17 protein-coding genes are annotated in these 18173 nt (G+C 61.0%); 11 read left to right on the plus strand and 6 right to left on the minus strand.

Annotation, left to right across the window (positions count from 1 at the left end; genetic code table 11):
- Positions 1-150: 150 nt before the first annotated feature.
- Positions 151-1686: an AhpA/YtjB family protein gene (locus A7J50_RS02455; protein WP_064450393.1), complete on the minus strand. Its 1536-nt coding sequence runs from the start codon at positions 1684-1686 to the stop codon at positions 151-153.
- A 133-nt stretch (positions 1687-1819) separates the two neighbouring features.
- On the opposite strand from A7J50_RS02455, the gene serB reads away from it, so the two are divergent.
- Complete coding sequence (gene serB / locus A7J50_RS02460) at positions 1820-3034, plus strand: phosphoserine phosphatase SerB (protein ID WP_064450394.1); 1215 nt, start codon at positions 1820-1822, stop codon at positions 3032-3034.
- Between the two features lie 142 nt (positions 3035-3176).
- On the opposite strand, the gene asd is transcribed toward serB, so the two are convergent.
- The 3 genes from asd to A7J50_RS02475 are packed head-to-tail and all read right to left on the minus strand — an operon-like array spanning position 3177 to position 6462.
- Positions 3177-4037, minus strand: coding sequence for an archaetidylserine decarboxylase (asd, locus tag A7J50_RS02465; protein WP_064450395.1), 861 nt, complete (start codon positions 4035-4037; stop codon positions 3177-3179).
- A gap of 16 nt (positions 4038-4053) precedes the next feature.
- The gene (locus A7J50_RS02470; protein ID WP_064450396.1) at positions 4054-4869 is read right to left on the minus strand and encodes a rhodanese-like domain-containing protein; all 816 of its coding nucleotides are present in this window, start codon (positions 4867-4869) and stop codon (positions 4054-4056) included.
- Positions 4870-4926: 57 nt separating this feature from the next.
- Positions 4927-6462, minus strand: coding sequence for an HDOD domain-containing protein (locus tag A7J50_RS02475; RefSeq protein ID WP_064450397.1), 1536 nt, complete (start codon positions 6460-6462; stop codon positions 4927-4929).
- A 166-nt stretch (positions 6463-6628) separates the two neighbouring features.
- On the opposite strand from A7J50_RS02475, the gene motA reads away from it, so the two are divergent.
- Together motA and motB are read left to right on the plus strand one after the other, a co-directional pair.
- Positions 6629-7480 carry a flagellar motor stator protein MotA gene (gene motA / locus A7J50_RS02480; RefSeq protein WP_064450398.1) on the plus strand — a complete coding sequence of 284 codons (852 nt, stop codon included), beginning with the start codon at positions 6629-6631 and terminating at the stop codon, positions 7478-7480.
- Positions 7481-7483: 3 nt separating this feature from the next.
- A complete protein-coding gene (gene motB / locus A7J50_RS02485) occupies positions 7484-8512 on the plus strand; it encodes a flagellar motor protein MotB (RefSeq protein WP_064450399.1) in 1029 nt (342 codons plus the stop codon).
- Between the two features lie 49 nt (positions 8513-8561).
- Here motB and rsgA read toward each other — a convergent pair whose 3' ends face one another.
- Positions 8562-9593, minus strand: coding sequence for a small ribosomal subunit biogenesis GTPase RsgA (gene rsgA / locus A7J50_RS02490; RefSeq protein ID WP_003171340.1), 1032 nt, complete (start codon positions 9591-9593; stop codon positions 8562-8564).
- A 108-nt stretch (positions 9594-9701) separates the two neighbouring features.
- On the opposite strand from rsgA, the gene orn reads away from it, so the two are divergent.
- Entirely contained in the window at positions 9702-10244 is a 543-nt protein-coding gene (gene orn / locus A7J50_RS02495) for an oligoribonuclease (protein WP_003171343.1), read from the plus strand.
- A 191-nt stretch (positions 10245-10435) separates the two neighbouring features.
- Entirely contained in the window at positions 10436-11053 is a 618-nt protein-coding gene (locus tag A7J50_RS02500) for a trimeric intracellular cation channel family protein (RefSeq protein WP_169875734.1), read from the plus strand.
- Here the strand turns inward: A7J50_RS02500 and queG are convergent.
- Entirely contained in the window at positions 11050-12114 is a 1065-nt protein-coding gene (gene queG, locus A7J50_RS02505) for a tRNA epoxyqueuosine(34) reductase QueG (RefSeq protein ID WP_064450400.1), read from the minus strand. The two genes, A7J50_RS02500 and queG, sit on opposite strands and share 4 nt — an antisense overlap.
- Before the next feature lie 63 nt (positions 12115-12177).
- Between queG and A7J50_RS02510 the strand changes: the two genes are divergently transcribed.
- The 6 genes from A7J50_RS02510 (at position 12178) to hfq (ending at position 18173) form a co-directional block, all read left to right on the plus strand.
- Positions 12178-13038, plus strand: a complete 861-nt coding sequence (locus A7J50_RS02510; RefSeq protein WP_064450401.1) for an NAD(P)H-hydrate dehydratase — start codon at positions 12178-12180, stop codon at positions 13036-13038.
- On the plus strand, positions 13026-13496 hold the full coding sequence (tsaE, locus tag A7J50_RS02515; RefSeq protein WP_064450402.1) for a tRNA (adenosine(37)-N6)-threonylcarbamoyltransferase complex ATPase subunit type 1 TsaE: 471 nt from the start codon (positions 13026-13028) through the stop codon (positions 13494-13496). Before A7J50_RS02510 ends, tsaE begins: the two co-directional genes overlap by 13 nt.
- Before the next feature lie 17 nt (positions 13497-13513).
- Positions 13514-14935 carry an N-acetylmuramoyl-L-alanine amidase gene (locus A7J50_RS02520; RefSeq protein WP_064450403.1) on the plus strand — a complete coding sequence of 474 codons (1422 nt, stop codon included), beginning with the start codon at positions 13514-13516 and terminating at the stop codon, positions 14933-14935.
- Entirely contained in the window at positions 14935-16848 is a 1914-nt protein-coding gene (mutL, locus tag A7J50_RS02525; protein WP_064450404.1) for a DNA mismatch repair endonuclease MutL, read from the plus strand. Before A7J50_RS02520 ends, mutL begins: the two co-directional genes overlap by 1 nt.
- Positions 16848-17819, plus strand: a complete 972-nt coding sequence (gene miaA / locus A7J50_RS02530; RefSeq protein WP_064450405.1) for a tRNA (adenosine(37)-N6)-dimethylallyltransferase MiaA — start codon at positions 16848-16850, stop codon at positions 17817-17819. The genes mutL and miaA overlap by 1 nt, the downstream gene beginning before the upstream one ends.
- 93 nt (positions 17820-17912) lie before the next feature.
- The gene (gene hfq / locus A7J50_RS02535; RefSeq protein ID WP_003188059.1) at positions 17913-18173 is read left to right on the plus strand and encodes an RNA chaperone Hfq; all 261 of its coding nucleotides are present in this window, start codon (positions 17913-17915) and stop codon (positions 18171-18173) included.

The following is an 18173-nucleotide window of genomic DNA, read 5'->3' on the forward strand; positions in this document are numbered from 1 at the left end:
GCCTTTTTTGTGTCTGCGATTCGAAGCTTGGCACAGACCAAATGTGGGAGGGGGCTTGCTCCCGAAAGCGGTGGGTCAGCCAATGCATGTGCTCACTGACACTCTGCTATCGGGAGCAAGCCCCCTCCCACATTGATCCATCGGTGTTGTTTAGGGCTTGGTACGGGTCTCATGCATCCGCGCCAACTGGCGCTCAAGCATCGACGGGTACGGTTCCATCAACCGCTCCACACAGCTTGCGCCTTCAGGACTGGCAATCGGGCGGATACGTGCGCGCTGGCGGATCAGTGCATCTTCGCTGATCTTGCGCTCCACCAGCAGCAGGTTGCGGCTGTGTTGAGACAAGGCCAGTGCATCCTGGGCAATTTCGGTCAGCAGCAGGTCGATCTGGCTCATGCCGAACAGATCGTCACCCACCGTCAGGCCCAATTGCAATTGCAACGTGATGCCACTGTCCGCGACTTCCATCTGCAGGGCATGGCCCAGGGCGCGCAGCAGTTCGCCGCAGCAGATGGCGTTGGTCAGGTAGTCTTCGCCGCTGTCTTCGCTGTGGAACAGCATCAGCGTACTGCCATCATTCAGGGTGTGCAGTTCGCTCTGATAAAGCGAAGCGGCCTGGTCGAGGCAGTCGCGGTAGCGTTCCAGCAATTCCGTCAGGCGGGCGCGGGGCAGGCGGCGCAGTTGGTCCTGGGCACCGAGTTGCACAGCCAATACGGCGCTGTGCTGCGGTTCAGTGTTTTTCACCGGCTCAGGCTTTGGGGCGACAGCGGGTGCGGCGGCCGAGGTGTCGCGCAGGTCGGAGAACGGATCTTCATCATCCAGTTCATCCTCTTCGGCCTTGATCACCTGGCGTGTGGCAGGCTTGAGACCGGCCACCGGTGCACTTTCGTCAAAGTCTGGATCGCGCAGGTCGCGCACTTCAAACTCGGGCTCGTCGTCGTAATCGGTGTCGTCGTATTCAGGCTCGGGTTCAGCCTTTGGCACGATGACAGGTTCCGGGGCGAAGCTGGCGTGAAGCTGGCGGGCGAGGTCGCCGATCTCATCCTGGCGGTCGGTGGCCGGGGTGTGTTCGTCGATGTCGCGCAGCCAGATGCGCAGTTGCATCAGCGGCGTGGAGATGTGCCGACCCAGGCGCAGGCTCAAGGCCAGGGCCAATGCCAGCAGGATCGCGCTGAGAATGCCCATGCTTTGCAGGCTGATGGTCATCGGCTGCTGGAATTGCTGCATGTCGAGGCTGATACGCAGTTGGCCCGCTTTCACGTCCTGAAACGTGATATTGCTCTGATACAGGCCTTCGGCTTCACCTAGCAGGCCGTTTTTCGGGCGCTGCCCGGCTTCGGCCATGATCCGGTTGTCCACGCTATAGATAGCAGCGTGAGCCACCAGCGGGTTCTTGGTCAGGTTATTGAGCAGCACGTTGAGGCTGAGGATGTCGTTGGACACCAGCAACTCAGTCGCCGATGTGGCGGTCTGGGTGGTCAAGCTTTCGCCCAGGGCGTCGGCTTGCTCGTGCATGGCCTGCTTGAACTGCAAACCCATCACGCAGGCGTAGATCACCAAGGCCAGAGCGACCAGGATCACGTTATGGCTGGCGATGCGTAATGCGATCGGTACACGGCGGTGGCGCAGTGCCCGGAAGATCAGCAGGAAGAAGTTATCGGTTTTTACTGGCGTGGGCCGGTTCACTTGCGCTCGGCTCTTGGTCCGTGAAGTTGACGCGCAGTATAGCGACAGGCCTAGAACCGGCAAAGCGCTGCCTGTGCCCGATGGTCACTGAAAGTGGGTAGAATGCGGTTTTTTTCCAGCCTGGGGGTGCGCTTTGCGCGAAATTGTCCTGATAAATATCACAGGTGAAGACCGCCCGGGTCTCACCGCAGCCATTACCGGTGTTCTGGCCCAGGGTGGTGTGAGCATTCTCGACATCGGCCAGGCGGTGATCCACGACACCTTGTCGTTCGGGATTCTCGTGGAAATCCCGAGCACTGAACAGGCGTCTTCTGTACTCAAGGACATCCTGTTTACGGCGTATAAGCTGGATCAACAGGTGCGTTTCACCCCGGTCTCCGAAGCGGACTACCAACACTGGGTCGACGGCCAGGGCAAAAAGCGCCACATCGTGACCTTGCTGACTCGCAAGGTGACGGCCGAGCAATTGCAGCGTGTCAGCTCAATCACCGCGCAGTACGGTCTGAATATCGACCATATCGACCGTTTGTCGGGTCGCATGCCATTGGACACGCCGGCCGACAAGGGCAAGGGCTGTATCGAGTTCTCCGTGCGCGGCGAGCCGGCTGATCCCCAAGCCCTGCGCGCCGAGTTCCTGAGCGTGGCCCAGGAGCTGAATGTTGATATCGCCTTCCAGGAAGATTCGCTGTTCCGCCGTAACCGCCGCCTGGCGGTGTTCGATATGGACTCGACCCTGATCGAAGCCGAAGTCATCGACGAGTTGGCCAAGGCTGCCGGCGTGGGCGAGCAGGTGTCCGCCATCACCGAACGCGCAATGGCCGGCGAGTTGGACTTTCGCGCGAGCTTCAAGGAGCGCCTGGCATTGCTCAAGGGCCTGGATGTCAGCGTGCTGGACTCCATCGGTGCTTCGCTGCGCCTGACCGAAGGCGCCGAAACCCTGTTCGCCGAACTCAAGCGCCTGGGCTACAAGACCGCAATCCTGTCGGGCGGTTTTACCTACTTCGCCAAGCAGTTGCAGGCCAAGCTGGGCATCGACTATGTGTTCGCCAACGAGCTGGAAGTGGTGGATGGCAAGGTGACCGGCGTGGCCGTCGAGCCGATTGTCGACGCTCAGCGTAAGGCGGATCTGCTGAAGGAATTGGCCCACAAGGAAGGTTTGCGTCTGGAACAGACCATTGCAGTCGGTGACGGCGCCAATGACTTGCCGATGCTGGCGATTGCCGGCTTGGGTGTGGCGTTCCGCGCCAAGCCGCTGGTCAAGCAATCGGCCAAGCAGGCGATTTCGACCTTGGGGCTGGATGGCGTGCTGTACCTGCTGGGCCTGCGTGACCGCGACGGTCAGCTGTAAGCAGAAATAACTGAAGCACCCTGGTCAAAGTGGGAGCGGGCTTGCTCGCGAATTTGGTAGATCAGTCGGTATCTCTATTGACTGTCACACCGCATTCGCGAGCAAGCCCGCTCCCACATTTTGATCTTCAATCGGCTTTGAATCAGGCCTTCGGCAGTGCGATGCCCTGGCCCATCTGCACAGGCGTACCCGCCACCAGCTCTTCTGCCCACTTCACCTGATCCGGCCCGAACAGCACGATCGCGGTCGAACCCAGCTTGAAGCGACCCAGTTCCGCTCCTTTTTCCAAGTGAATCGGCGCGCGGGCGGCTTCGTCGTAGCGGAAGGTTTTCAGCTCGCGCTTCGGCGGCGTAACCAACCCGGCCCATACCGTTTCAATCGACGCAACGATCATTGCACCGACCAACACCACCGCCATTGGGCCGCGTTCGGTGTCGAACAGGCAGACAACACGCTCGTTACGTGCAAACAGCTCAGGCACGTTTTCGGCGGTGGTCTGGTTTACCGAGAAAATCCGCCCAGGCACGTAGACCATCTCGCGCAGGGTGCCGGCCAGCGGCATGTGCACGCGGTGGTAGTCCTTCGGCGACAGGTAGATGGTGGCGAAATCACCGCCCATAAACGGCGCAGCGAGTGCCGCGTCGCCGCCCAGCAGTTCCAGCACGCTGAAGCTGTGGCCCTTGGCCTGGAATACGCGGCCGTGTTCAATCGGGCCAAGCTGGCTGACGGCACCGTCAGCCGGGCTCAGTACCGCACCTGGGGTTTGGTCCAGCGGGCGGGCGCCGTCTTTCAATGCACGGGTGAAGAAAGCGTTGAAATGCTCGTAGGCGGTCAGGTCTTCAACCAGCGCCTGGGACATGTCCACTTGGTAGCGCTTGGCGAACCAACTGGTGAAGGCGTTCTTGAACCAGCGCACGCGGCACTCGGCAACGCAGCCGGCCAGGCGCGACAGCAAGTGGTGCGGCAGCAAGTATTGGCTGAGGATAAACAACTGCTTTTTCATTAAGTGTCCTTAAACCTTAAATCTCAACGGGGGTGTCGGGGTGGTTGCCCCATTCGCCCCAGGAACCGGCATAACCTTTGACTCGCGGATAACCGAGCGCCTTGGCCACCAGGTAGGTGAAGCCAGAGCGGTGGTGAGTCTGGCAGTGGGTGATGATTTCTTTGTCTTTGGTCAGGCCGAGGTCTTCGAGGATTTGCGGCATGTCGCGGCGGATACGCAGGTTGCGCGCCTTGTCCATGCCGGCGGTCCATTCGAAGTTCACCGCGCCGGGGATGTGACCCCCTTTGGCGGCGAGGACCTTTTCACCGGAATACTCCAGCGGGCCGCGTGCGTCCCAGATACCCAGGTCGGCTGCGCCGAGGCGGCTTTGCAGGTATTCGCGCGTGGCCGTGGGGCCTTCGTGCAAGGTCAGGCTGACCGGGCCACCGACAGGGGCCGGTACCTCGGTGGATACCGGGTGTTGGCCGTCCAGCCACGCCAGCAGGCCGCCGTCCAGGTAGTGGTATTTCTGGTGTCCGATCACGTCGAGCAGCCAGATAAAACGCCCGGCCCAGCCGCCGCCTTCGTCGTCGTAGACCACGTAGGTGGCATCCGGGGTGTGCCCCAGTTCGCCGAACAGTTTTTCCAGGTCGGCCTTGTTCGGCAGCAAACCCGGCGCGGGCGGTTGGCCCAGTTGGGTGCGCTTGGGGTCAACGAAATGCGCGCCGGGGATATGCCCTTCGGCGTAGCGGGCGGCACTGGTGAGGTCCACCAGAATCAGGTGTTCGGCATCCAGTTGACCGAGCAGGTCGCTGGATTCGATCACCAGCGGCAAGCCAGAGAAGTCAGGCATGTGAGGTCTCCTGGGCACAAATGTTGGCGATAAAGGAGGGCGATTGTAGCGCAAGCATCAGGCGCTGCGGTTGGTAAAGCTGTGCAGCGCTTTCTCGATGCATTGGGCGGTTTTGCCGAATGCCTGCACGGTGGTTTCCGAGAAGGGGCCGCCGCCCTGGTCGGCGACCATCAGCATCACCACGCGACCGTTACAGCTCAGGGAGCGCAACAGCAGGTGTTCGCCGGTAAACAGGCGACGCAGGACTGGCGGTAACAGCGCGGAAAACTGCGCGTGATTGTCCGGCGTGAGGCGCACCTGGGCGGGCTTTTCCAGCAGGCGCTGCAGCAGCGTGCTGTTGACCACATCCAGGCTCAGGCTCGCGGCGTCCCTGGGCAAACCGTCGGCTTGATGCACGCGCAAGGTGCTCAGGGCGCGGTCCGCCATAAACAGCAACACCCGTTGCATGCCGCTGGCGACCAGGGCTTCTTTGGCGCACGTAGTCAGGTGCATGGCGTTGGCAAAGCGGCTCGGCTCGACCAGCAATTCGGTACAGCGCTTGCGCCACACGGCCAATGCTTCGGCGGTGGGCGGCGGTGCAGGCAACAAGCCGCGATGAATTTTCTGTACATGCCACGGCCAGATCAGCGACAGCGCCGGGTGCCAAAGATCGGGCATCAGGGTGGTGCGGGCGCTGGCCACCGCTTGCTGGTGAACCTGCTGCTGCACGTCACTCAACGGCTCCTGCAAGTACAGCGCGGTGAGGTATTGCCAGCGCTCGGCGTGCGGGCAGGTCCACGATTCCTGGGCCGACATCGCCAGGCCGTTGGCCAGCAGCACGGTGTTCGCCGGCTGGTTGAGCCAGCGGCGCAGGTTGGGTTCGGCATCCAGTAATTGCTGCTGGCGCAGCGCGTCATCTTCACGGGCGATGTGCAGCGCCTTGACCAGCAAGCGCTGCTCGGTCAGCAGCAGGTTATAGCCCTGGGAGACCCAGATCGGCAGGTGCCAGGCTTCGGTCAAGCCGAGGCACAAGTCCAGCAGGCGCACACCGAACAGCTCCCGCTCGACCTTGTAAGCCGACTGGCCTTTATGGATAACCCGCAGTTCCCATTCTTCCAGGAGCTTGGGATACGCGACGGCCAATGGCCATAGCGGGGACAGAAACAGCAGGCTGCCCCAGTGGATGTCTTGCCACAAACGCGCCAGGCGGCTGGCGAACAAACCGCTGGCTTGCTGGGACGCGTGTTGGCTCACCAGCAGCAGTTGGCGCAGGGCCAAGGGGATTTCATTGGCTGGAACCGAGGGCAGTCGCGCCAGCAGTTCTTCGGCGCGTTTCAAACCGAGACGGTTAAGCGCCACTTCGAGGTTTTCCGCCGGTTCCGCCATGCTGTTGTGCGTATGGCTGTTGGCCTCGCGCATCACGCTGAGCACCAGCGCCGGGCTGTTTTGCATCAGCTCGGCAATGTCTCGCAATGAGCTGCGGCTGTCGCGAATGGCTTTGCACACGCGCTCGTGACTGGCCTGAGGCACGGGCAGCGGCACGTCGTCCAGACGCTTTATCCAAGCGGCGAGTGTGGTGGGTTTTGCAGTGGGTACTGTCGTTTCATTTGCCATGATTGGGGCGCGATCATCACTTGCGTTCAACACGCCCGGAACGGGCCGAATTGGCTTTTCGCCTTAACGGGCTATAGTCTGGCGCAGTTTTGCCGATAAGTAGAACAAGAGTTTTCGGCTGCACTCAATATGTCCATGAACCCGACGGCGCAAGTACCAATCCCCTATGGCTAAAATTATCGGCATCATCGTCGTCATCGCAAGCGTGCTCGGTGGGTACGTCCTGTCCCACGGTAAAATTGCTGCGCTGATCCAGCCCTTCGAAGTGATGATTATCGGCGGTGCGGCCTTGGGTGCATTCTTGCAGGCCAACCCCGGCTACATGACCATGCATGTGATCAAGAAGTCGCTGGGCATGTTCAGCTCGCGTTTCTCTCACACCTTCTACCTGGAAGTACTGGGTCTGATATTCGAGATCCTCAACAAGAGCCGCCGCGAAGGCATGATGGCCATCGAAGGCGATATCGAAGACGCCGCCGCCAGCCCGATTTTCGCCAAGTACCCGGCCGTGCTCAAAGATGAGCGCATGACCGCCTACATCTGTGATTACCTGCGCATCATGTCCTCCGGCAACATGGCGCCTCACGAGCTGGAAGGCTTGTTCGACATGGAGCTGTTCAGCCTTAAAGAAGAGTTGGAACACCCTTCGCACGCCGTGACCGGCGTTGCTGACGCCATGCCCGGGTTTGGTATTGTCGCGGCGGTACTCGGTATTGTGGTGACCATGGCGTCCCTGGGCGAAGGCGACCAGAAGGCCATTGGCATGCACGTGGGTGCGGCCCTCGTCGGTACCTTCTTCGGTATTCTGGCGGCCTATGGTTTCTTTGGACCGCTCGCTACCTGCCTGGCCCATGATGCCAAGGAAGAGGTCAACCTCTACGAAGCGATCAAGGCGTGCCTGGTGGCTTCGGCGTCCGGTATGCCGCCATCGCTGGCGGTGGAGTTCGGGCGCAAGGTGCTGTACCCGAAACATCGCCCAAGTTTTTCCGAGCTGGAACAAGCGGTTCGCGGTCGCTAAACCATGGAAAACAACCAGCCGATAATCATCAAGCGCGTCAAGCGCTTCGCTGCGGGGCACCATGGTGGCGCATGGAAAATCGCCTTCGCCGACTTCGCGACGGCGATGATGGCGTTCTTTCTGGTGCTGTGGTTGATGTCGACCGCTACGCCGGAACAAAAAATCGCCATCGCCGGTTACTTCAAGGACCCGATAGGCTTTTCGGAGAGTGGTACGCCCTTTGTGATTGACCTGGGCGGCTCGCCGCAGCTGGCGCCTGAGCGCACCATCAACCCCGAGGTCAAGACCGAATCGCCGCAGGAAAACATCCCGATCGAGCGCGACACTGTCGAGAGCATGGCCGAGCAGGTCGAGAAAGAGCGCCTCGAGTTGTTGCTGCAGGAACTGCAGACCAAGGTTGAAGAAAACCCGCAGCTGTTGAAATTCAAGGATCAGATTTCCTTCGAGATCACGCCGGAAGGCTTGCGCATCCAGATCACCGACGCCGCCAACCGGCCGATGTTCGACTCCGGCAGTGCGCGTTTGAAACCGTACTTTGAAGACATCCTGCTGGCCATGGCCGACACGATCAAAGCGGTGCCGAACAAGATCAGCATCAGTGGCCACACCGACGCCAAGCCGTATGCAGGCCAGGGCGACTTCGGCAACTGGGAGCTTTCGGCCAACCGTGCCAACGCTGCCCGGCGTGCGCTGGTGGCGGGCAGCTATCCGGACCCGCAAGTGGCGCGCGTGGTGGGTTTTGCCTCCTCGCAGCTGTTCGATCCCAAGGACCCGTTCAACCCGATCAACCGTCGGATCGATATCGTGGTGCTGACCAAAAAAGCCCAGCGTGCGATCGAAGGCGATCAAGGCGCGGCCCCATCGGCACCGACCCAAGGTGCCGGTGCGCCAGGCGAAGTGCCGGCTGATCCGAACGCCATTCCACCAGGTCAGGAGCCGTTGCCTGCCCATGAGCTGCGGCAGAAGCTGAACCTGTTTGATGATGGCGGGGTGAAAGATCCTACGGCGCCTGCACCGGCGCCCGGCTCGTAAGCCGCATGCAAAAAGGCCGCGATGATCGCGGCCTTTTTGTCTCAGCAGTTTAGTAACTGCTCTCGGGCAAGCTCGCAATAATCGAACGATAGCTGTTCATGCGCTGCTGCTGTACGCGGCCATCTTCCAGGGCCTTGAGCAGTGCACAGCCCGGCTCGCGGTCGTGTTTGCAGTCGCGGAAGCGGCAGGTGCCGATCAGGTCGTTGAATTCGATGAAGCCCGCTTCCACATCGCTGCGGCTGACGTGGCCGAGGCCGAATTCACGAATGCCTGGGGAGTCGATCAGTTCACCGCCGCCGGGGAAATGGAACAATCGTGCGGTGGTGGTGGTGTGGGTACCCTGGCCGGACAGCTCCGACAGCGGGCCGACACGGGTGTCGACTTCCGGCAGCAGGCTGTTGACCAGCGACGATTTGCCCACGCCCGACTGGCCGACAAACACACTGATGCGCCCGTCCAACTGCTGTTGCAGCTGTTCCATGCCGTTGCCGTGATGCGCCGAGACTTCCAGCACCGGGTAACCCAGGGTGCGATAGACCGCCAGCAACGCATTGAGCGCCGGGGCGTTCTGCTCGTCGATCAGGTCGAATTTGTTCAGCAGCAACAACGGGCGAATGCCGGCATGCTCGGCTGCAACCAAATAGCGGTCGATCAGGTTGGCATGTGGCTCGGGCAGCGGCGCGAACACGATCACGATCATGTCGACGTTGGCGGCCACCGGCTTGAGCTGCCCGCGGCTGTCAGGCCGACGCAGTTCGGTGGTGCGTGGCAACTGGGCGACGATTACGCCGATGCCTTGGTTGCCGGCACGCCACACGACCTTGTCGCCGGTCACCAGCGCAGGCAGGTTGGCGCGCAAGTGGCAACGGGAAACAGAACCCGCGAGTTCGCCTTCCAGCGCCTCGACTTCGACCTGCACACCAAAGTGTGCGATCACCAGGCCCGTTTGTTCGGGGCCCAGGTCGCCGCCCTCGAGCGCTTCTACGGCGGAGGATTCACGTTTGGCGGCGCGGGCGGCGCGTTCACCTTGAATCTTTTCGATGCGCCAGTTTTGGCGACGATTGAGCTGGCGTTTGGCCATTGGTGTTCCGTGTCGATAATGCAAAGGTTGGGTAAAACGGTCGCGAGTCTAGCACGGCCCCGCCTGCTAAACTGCGCAGCTACGCTAAGGTGCCAAGAGAATCAAGCCATGCAAAACCCACAGAACCTGATTTGGATCGATCTGGAAATGACCGGTCTGAACCCCGACACCGACGTCATCATCGAGATGGCGACCATTGTCACCGACAGCAACCTCAACACCTTGGCTGAAGGTCCGGTGATCGCCATCCATCACAGCGACGCCGTACTCGCCACCATGGACGAGTGGAACACCCGCACCCACGGCAACTCCGGGCTGACCCAGCGCGTGCGCGACAGCCGTATCAGCATGGCTGAAGCTGAAGCCGAAACCATCGCCTTCCTGGAAAAATGGGTGCCCAAGGGCAAGTCGCCGATCTGCGGCAACAGCATCTGCCAGGACCGCCGCTTCCTTTATACGCACATGAAGGGGTTGGAAAGCTACTTCCACTATCGCAACCTGGATGTGTCCACCTTGAAAGAGCTGGCCGCACGCTGGGCGCCGGAAGTTAAGGACAGCTTCCATAAAGGCAGCACTCACTTGGCACTGGACGATATCCGCGAATCGATCGCCGAGCTGCAGCATTATCGCAAGCATTTCATCAAGGCTTGAATCTGTGGCGCCCGGCCCGGCGTCTTCGCGAGCAAGCCCGCTCCCACCTTCGACCGCATTCCAATGGAGGGACGCGGTTAAATGTGGGAGCGGGCTTGCTCGCGAAGGGCGTGCCTCGGTCTTTCGCCTGGCGCCCTCTTTTGGTGCCACCAGCAAATGATTAGACTGCCGGCCTCTTTGCAAGGATCGCCATCATGCTGTTGATGCTCTACCTCATCGCCATCACCGCCGAAGCCATGACCGGTGCCCTGTCCGCCGGTCGGCGCGGCATGGACTGGTTTGGCGTGGTGCTGATCGCCTGCGTCACGGCGCTGGGCGGCGGTTCGGTGCGTGATGTGTTGTTGGGGCATTACCCGCTGACCTGGGTCAAGCACCCGGAATACCTAGTGTTGACTTCGATCGCCGCGCTGGTGACGATCTTTATTGCGCCGCTGATGCGTCACCTGCGTTCGCTGTTCCTGGCGCTGGATGCGGTGGGGCTGGTGGCCTTCACCTTGATTGGCTGCATGACGGCGCTGGAAATGGGCCACGGCATGCTGGTGGCCTCGGTCAGCGGCGTCATCACCGGGGTTTTCGGCGGCATCCTGCGGGATATCTTCTGCAACGACATCCCACTGATCTTCCGTCGTGAGCTGTATGCCAGCGTGTCGTTCCTCGCCGCCTGGTTCTACATGCTGTGCCTGTACCTGGAACTGCCCAGCGAGCAGGCAATTTTGCTCACCTTGTTCAGCGGCTTTCTACTGCGCCTGCTGGCGATCCGTTTTCACTGGGAAATGCCCAAATTCGTCTACAACGACGACGTGCACTAGCGCGTAGCGTGCTGGTTAAGCGCCCACTCCACGTGTTCGCGCACCAGGTCCGAGGGGTAATCGCGGCGCGCCTTCAAGGCTTCCAGCACCGGAATGCTCGACGGCGCATTGCCCAGGCCCACAGCCAGGTTGCGCAGCCAGCGCTCATAACCGGCGCGGCGTAGCGGTGAGCCTTCCGTGCTGCTGAGGAATTTATCCTCGTCCCACATAAACAGTTCAGCCAGCTCTGCGTTATCCAGATTATGCCGTGGCTTGAAATCACCTTCGTCGGTAGCGCGGGCGAAACGATTCCACGGGCAAACGATCTGACAGTCATCACAGCCGAACACGCGATTGCCGATCAGGGGGCGCAGGTCTTCCGGGATTGCGCTCTTGAGCTCGATGGTCAGGTAGGAAATGCAGCGTCGTGCATCCAGTACATAGGGGCCGACGAAGGCGTTGGTGGGGCAGATGTCCAGGCAGGCCGTGCAGCGGCCGCAATGTTCGGTGGTGTGAGGGGCGTCAACCGGCAGGGGCAAATCGACAAACAGTTCGCTCAAGAAGAAATAACTGCCGGCCTTGCGATTGAGTACCAGGGTGTTTTTGCCGATCCAGCCCAGGCCTGCCTGTTCGGCGATGGCTTTTTCCAGCACCGGCGCGCTGTCGACAAAGGCGCGAAAGCCGAACGGGCCGATCTGCGCCTGAATGCGGTCAGCCAGTTGCTGCACGCGTTTGCGGATCAGCTTGTGATAATCCCGGCCCAGGGCGTAACGGGAGATGTAGGCTTTCTCTGGCTTTGCCAGCAGTTGCGCCATTTGGGTGTCGCCTGGCAGATAATCCATGCGCAGCGACACCACGCGCAGAGTGCCCGGCACCAGTTCATCGGGATGGGAGCGTTTGCTGCCATGGGCGCCCATGTATTCCATCTCGCCGTGGTAGCCCGCGTCGAGCCAGCGTTGCAGGTGCTGCTCATGCTCGGCCAGGTCCAGGCCGCTGATGCCGACTTGTTGAAAGCCCAGTTCACGGCCCCAGTCTTTGATCGATTGGGCGAGGGCGGGCAGATCGGTGGTGATGGCAGGCATGAGACAAGGGAAACCGCAGGTTAGATAGGTATAATTCTGCCAGACATCGGAGCTTGAAGACGCATGCCGCAGACAAAACACGCAATAACCGACGTACAGCCCCTGTTGCACGGCCATTTGCCGCAACTCGCTGCGCGCGCCCCGGACGCCCATAAAGGCCAATTCGGCCACCTGTTGGTCATTGGCGGCGACCGAGGCTTTGGCGGCGCGGCACTGTTGAGTGCCGAAAGCGCCTTGCGCAGTGGCGCGGGCATGGTGTCCCTGGCGACCCGGCCTGAACACGTGCCGGCCGCACTGGCGCGCTTGCCGGAAGTCATGACCGTCGGCGTGAGTTCGGCCAACCAGTTGATGGGGCTGCTGGAAAAGATTTCAGTCATTGTCATCGGCCCGGGCCTGGGCGCTGCGTCCTGGGGTAAAAGCCTGTTGTCCGTCGCCGCCAATGCCTCGCAGCCGCAAGTCTGGGACGCAGATGCGTTGAATCAGTTGGCCACGGGCGGCGTAAGCCTTCCCGCTAACAGCGTGATTACGCCGCACCCTGGCGAGGCGGCGCGTTTGATGGACATCACGACAGTCGAGGTTCAGGCCGATCGCCTTAAGGTGGCGCGCGCGTTGAGCCAGAAATTCAATGCAGTGACTATTCTCAAGGGTGCTGGCAGTTTGATTGCTAGCCCGGACGGACGTGTTTCGCGATGTGACCAAGGCCACCCGGCGATGGCCACCGCCGGTTTGGGTGACGTCCTGAGTGGCTTGGTGGGCGCATTACTTGCCCAAGGCATGCCCGCTTATGAAGCCAGCTGCCTGGCCGTGTGGCTGCACGCCACGGCGGGGGATCGCCAGGGCACCTTTGGGCGCGGCTTGGCTGCCAGCGACCTGATACCTGCCATTCGTCAATTGCTGGAGGAGCAGTCGCCGTGTCTGAAGTAACCCTTTTCCTGGCGGATGAAGACGCCATGGTCGCGTTCGGCAATCGCATTGCCCAGGTTACGGCCGGTGCCGGGTTGATCTTTCTCAAGGGCGATTTGGGGGCCGGGAAAACCACACTGTCCCGCGGGATTATTCGTGGGTTGGGTCACGCCGGGGCGGTAAAAAGCCCTACGTTTACCTTGGTCGAACCTTACGAGATCGGTGATGTTCGCGCCTTCCACTTCGACCTGTATCGCCTGGTAGATCCCGAAGAACTGGAGTACATGGGCATCCGTGATTACTTTGACGAAGATGCGTTGTGCCTGATCGAGTGGCCAGATAAAGGCACAGGCTTTTTGCCAAAGCCGGACCTGACCATTACCATTACGCCGCACGATCACGGACGTCAGCTGAAGTTGTTGCCCCAGAGTGCGCGCGGTGAGTCGTGGTGCGCTGCTCTGGCATTGGAATTCAAATAAAATTGGTGGGGTTAGGTATGCGCTTTCGCGCGATGGTTGCTGTCGTAGGGGTGTTGCTTGCGGCAATGACTTTCAATGCTCTGGCTGCTTCACAGGTGAAAAGTGTTCGCCTATGGCGAGCGCCGGATAACACGCGACTGGTGTTCGACCTGTCTGGCCCGGTCCAGCACAGCGTCTTTACCCTGACGGCGCCCGATCGCCTGGTGATCGACATCAATGGCGCGACCCTGGCCGCGCCGCTGAAAGTCTCCACCGCCAATACGCCGATTACGTCGATGCGCTCGGCTCAGCGCACGCCGACCGATCTGCGTGTGGTCATCGACCTGAAAAAGGCCGTGACCCCGAAAAGTTTTGTGCTGGCGCCGAACGCCCAATACGGCAATCGGCTGGTGGTCGACCTGTTCGACAACGCCGCCGATGCCGCACCGCCGCCTGCGCCAACCCCAAGTGTTGCGACCGTGCCGGCAGTGCCCGTCAACCCGTCGCAACCACAGGTCAAGCTGCCACCGCCGCCGCCAGCGCCTGCGGGCAAGCGCGACATTATCGTGGTGATCGACGCCGGCCACGGCGGTGAAGACCCGGGTGCCTCTGGCTCGCGCGGGCAGCACGAAAAAGACGTGGTACTGGCCATCGCTCGTGAACTGCAGCGTCAGGTCAATGGCATGAAAGGCTATCGCGCCGAGCTGACCCGTACCGGCGACTACTTCATTCCGTTGCGCGGCCGTACCGAAATCGCCCGCAAGAAGGGCGCTGACCTGTTTGTGTCGATCCATGCCGACGCCGCACCTTCGGCCGCCGCCTTTGGCGCTTCGGTGTTTGCCCTGTCGGACCGCGGTGCTACATCCGAAACTGCACGTTGGCTGGCCGACAGTGAAAACCGTTCCGACTTGATCGGCGGCGCCGGCAACGTGTCCCTCGATGACAAGGACAAAATGCTCGCCGGCGTACTGCTCGACCTGTCGATGACCGCTTCGCTGACGTCCAGCTTGAACGTCGGCCAGAAGGTTCTGAGCAACATTGGCCGCGTGACCTCGCTGCACAAACAGCGCGTGGAACAGGCGGGTTTCATGGTGTTGAAGTCGCCGGACATTCCATCGATCCTGGTGGAAACCGGGTTTATCTCCAACTCCAACGAAGCCTCGAAGTTGGCCAGTGCCGGCCACCAGCAGGCCCTGGCCCGCTCGATCAGTGCGGGTATTCGTCAGTTCTTCCAGCAGAACCCGCCACCGGGCACCTACATCGCCTGGCTGCGTGACTCCGGGAAAATCGCCCAGGGCCCGCGCGACCATCGCGTGCAGCCCGGTGACACCCTGGCCATGCTCGCCGTGCGTTTCCAGGTCTCGGCCGCGACCTTGCGCAGCGCCAATAACCTGAAAACCGATGAGTTGAAAGTCGGTCAGGTATTGACCATTCCTGGCACTGAATTGGCGGCGCAGTAATGAGCGAATCAGTTCTGAACAGCGGTTCACGCATCGAACTGCTCAGCCCGCGCCTTGCCAACCAGATTGCGGCGGGCGAGGTCGTTGAGCGCCCGGCATCGGTGATCAAGGAACTGCTGGAAAACAGTATCGACTCGGGTGCCAAACGCATTGATGTCGACGTGGAGCAAGGCGGCGTCAAGCTGCTGCGGGTGCGCGACGACGGCAGTGGCATCTCTTCGGATGACCTGCCGCTGGCCTTGGCCCGTCACGCGACCAGCAAGATTCGCGACCTGGAAGACCTTGAACGGGTCATGAGCCTGGGCTTTCGCGGTGAAGCATTGGCGTCCATCAGCTCCGTGGCGCGCCTGACCCTGACTTCCCGCACCCGCGACGCCGAGCAGGCGTGGCAGGTGGAAACCGAAGGCCGCGACATGGCGCCTCGGGTCCAGCCAGCGGCGCACCCGGTGGGTACGTCGGTTGAGGTGCGCGACCTGTTCTTCAACACTCCGGCGCGACGCAAATTCCTCAAGGCCGAAAAAACCGAATTCGATCAGCTGCAAGAAGTCATCAAGCGCCTGGCACTGGCGCGCTTCGACGTGGCGTTCCATTTGCGCCACAACGGCAAGACTATCCTCAGCCTGCACGAAGCCCATGACGATGCCGCCCGTGCTCGGCGTGTGTCGGCAATCTGCGGCGCGGGCTTCCTGGAGCAGGCGCTGCCGATTGAAATCGAACGCAACGGCTTGCGGCTGTGGGGCTGGGTAGGCTTGCCGACGTTCTCCCGTAGCCAGGCGGACTTGCAGTATTTCTTTGTGAATGGCCGTGCGGTGCGCGACAAACTGGTGGCCCACGCGGTACGCCAGGCTTATCGCGACGTGTTGTTCAACGGTCGCCATCCGACATTTGTACTGTTCTTTGAGGTCGATCCGTCGGTGGTCGACGTCAACGTGCACCCGACCAAACACGAAGTGCGCTTTCGCGACGGGCGCATGGTGCATGACTTCCTGTATGGCACCTTGCACCGCGCCCTGGGCGATGTGCGCCCGGATGATCAGCTGTCTGCGCCAATCGTGACGGCCGTTGTGCGCCCGAGTGGTCCGGAAGCCGGCGAGTTCGGTCCTCAGGGCGAAATGAGCCTGGCGGCCAACCTGCTGCAGTCGCCACAGCCACAACCGGCTTATACCGCGCCGGGTTCCGGGGCAGGCGCAGGTTATCAGTATCAATACACGCCGCGTCCGCAGTCGACGGTGCCGGTAGCTGAGGCCCAGGCGGCCTATCGTGAGTTCTTCGCGCCGCTGCCGGGTGCCGAGCCGGGCGCTGTCGCGTTGCCGGAGGGCGGTGGTGATATTCCGCCGCTGGGCTATGCGCTGGCCCAGCTCAAGGGCATCTACATTTTGGCGGAAAACGCCCACGGCCTGGTGCTGGTGGACATGCACGCCGCCCATGAGCGGATCATGTACGAGCGCCTGAAGATCGCCATGGCCAGTGAAGGTCTCAGCGGCCAACCCCTGTTGGTGCCCGAATCCCTGGCGGTCAGCCAGCGCGAGGCCGACTGCGCCGAAGAACACCACAGCGTGTTCCAGAAACTGGGCTTCGAACTGCAACGCCTGGGCCCTGAAACGTTGGCTATCCGCCAGATTCCCGCACTGCTCAAGCAGGCTGAGGCCAACCGTTTGGTCGCCGACGTACTGGCCGATCTGATGGAATATGGCACCAGCGACCGCATCCAGGCGCATATCAACGAACTGCTCGGTACCATGGCCTGTCATGGTGCGATCCGCGCCAACCGCCGCCTGGCCTTGCCGGAAATGAACGGCCTGCTGCGCGACATGGAAAACACCGAGCGCAGCGGGCAATGCAACCATGGCCGACCGACCTGGACCCAGATGGGCCTGGACGATTTGGACAAACTGTTCTTGCGCGGCCGGTGATGAGTGCCTTGCCCCCCGCCATCTTCCTGATGGGCCCCACGGCCGCCGGCAAGACCGACCTGGCTATCGAGCTGACCAAGGTGTTGCCGTGCGAGCTGATCAGTGTCGACTCTGCACTGGTTTACCGGGACATGGACATTGGCACTGCCAAACCATCCAAAGCGCTGTTGGCCGAGCATCCGCATAGGCTGATCGATATCATCGACCCGTCCGAGAGCTATTCCGCAGCGGATTTCCGTACCGATGCCCTGGCCGCCATGGCCGAAATCACCGCGCGGGGCAATATTCCGCTGCTGGTGGGCGGTACGATGCTCTATTACAAGGCTTTGCAGGAAGGCCTGGCGGATATGCCGCCGGCCGACGCCCAGGTGCGTGCCGAGCTTGAGGAAGAAGCTGCACGCCTTGGCTGGCAAGCCCTGCACGACCAGTTGGCGGCTATTGATCCGGTGTCCGCCGCGCGCATTCATCCCAACGACCCCCAGCGCCTCACCCGGGCCCTGGAAGTCTGGCGCGTGAGCGGCCAGACCATGACTGAACATAGGCTGAAACAAACTGCGCAAAGTGCTCAAGCAGGCGCATCTGGACAGTCACAATTGCCCTATACTGTGGCGAATCTGGCCATTGCTCCGGCAAATCGCCAGGTGCTGCATGAGCGAATTGCACAAAGATTCACAATTATGTTGGAACAGGGGTTTGTGGACGAGGTCGTAGCACTGCGTTCAAGAGGTGATCTGCATGCTGGGTTGCCTTCGATACGTGCTGTTGGCTATCGCCAAGTCTGGGATCATCTGGATGGCAAGCTGACGTCAGCCGAAATGCAGGAGCGCGGCATCATTGCCACGCGCCAATTGGCGAAGCGCCAGTTCACCTGGCTGCGCAGCTGGAGCGATTTGCACTGGTTGGACAGCCTGGACAGCGACAATCTGTCACGCGCCTTGAAATACTTGGGAACGGTCTCCATATTGAGCTGAGTCCTTGCAATTGCCGTCTATCCTTGGGGGTGTGACGGCCATAAGCTATCTATTTTCCGAATTTTATTATTGATCCTTAAAGGAGTGCGGCACATGTCAAAAGGGCATTCGCTACAAGACCCTTACTTGAATACTTTACGTAAAGAGAAAGTTGGGGTTTCCATCTACCTGGTCAACGGTATCAAGTTGCAAGGCACGATCGAGTCGTTCGACCAGTTCGTGATCCTGCTGAAAAACACCGTCAGCCAGATGGTTTACAAACACGCTATCTCGACAGTCGTTCCAGTGCGTCCTATCCGTCTGCCTAGCGCAGCGGGTGACGAACAGGGTGACGCTGAGCCAGGTAACGCCTGA

The sequence above is a fragment of the Pseudomonas antarctica genome (genome assembly GCF_001647715.1).
Taxonomy (GTDB): Bacteria; Pseudomonadota; Gammaproteobacteria; order Pseudomonadales; family Pseudomonadaceae; genus Aquipseudomonas; species Aquipseudomonas antarctica_A.

Coding starts and splice junctions, on each gene's coding strand:
- hfq (WP_003188059.1), top strand. CDS start 17,913: ATGTCAAAAGGGCATTCGCTACAAGACCCTTACTTGAATACTTTACGT.
- motA (WP_064450398.1), top strand. CDS start 6,629: ATGGCTAAAATTATCGGCATCATCGTCGTCATCGCAAGCGTGCTCGGT.
- miaA (WP_064450405.1), top strand. CDS start 16,848: ATGAGTGCCTTGCCCCCCGCCATCTTCCTGATGGGCCCCACGGCCGCC.
- A7J50_RS02510 (WP_064450401.1), top strand. CDS start 12,178: ATGCCGCAGACAAAACACGCAATAACCGACGTACAGCCCCTGTTGCAC.
- asd (WP_064450395.1), bottom strand. CDS start 4,037: ATGAAAAAGCAGTTGTTTATCCTCAGCCAATACTTGCTGCCGCACCAC.
- rsgA (WP_003171340.1), bottom strand. CDS start 9,593: ATGGCCAAACGCCAGCTCAATCGTCGCCAAAACTGGCGCATCGAAAAG.
- mutL (WP_064450404.1), top strand. CDS start 14,935: ATGAGCGAATCAGTTCTGAACAGCGGTTCACGCATCGAACTGCTCAGC.
- A7J50_RS02470 (WP_064450396.1), bottom strand. CDS start 4,869: ATGCCTGACTTCTCTGGCTTGCCGCTGGTGATCGAATCCAGCGACCTG.
- orn (WP_003171343.1), top strand. CDS start 9,702: ATGCAAAACCCACAGAACCTGATTTGGATCGATCTGGAAATGACCGGT.
- motB (WP_064450399.1), top strand. CDS start 7,484: ATGGAAAACAACCAGCCGATAATCATCAAGCGCGTCAAGCGCTTCGCT.
- A7J50_RS02520 (WP_064450403.1), top strand. CDS start 13,514: ATGCGCTTTCGCGCGATGGTTGCTGTCGTAGGGGTGTTGCTTGCGGCA.
- queG (WP_064450400.1), bottom strand. CDS start 12,114: ATGCCTGCCATCACCACCGATCTGCCCGCCCTCGCCCAATCGATCAAA.
- A7J50_RS02475 (WP_064450397.1), bottom strand. CDS start 6,462: ATGGCAAATGAAACGACAGTACCCACTGCAAAACCCACCACACTCGCC.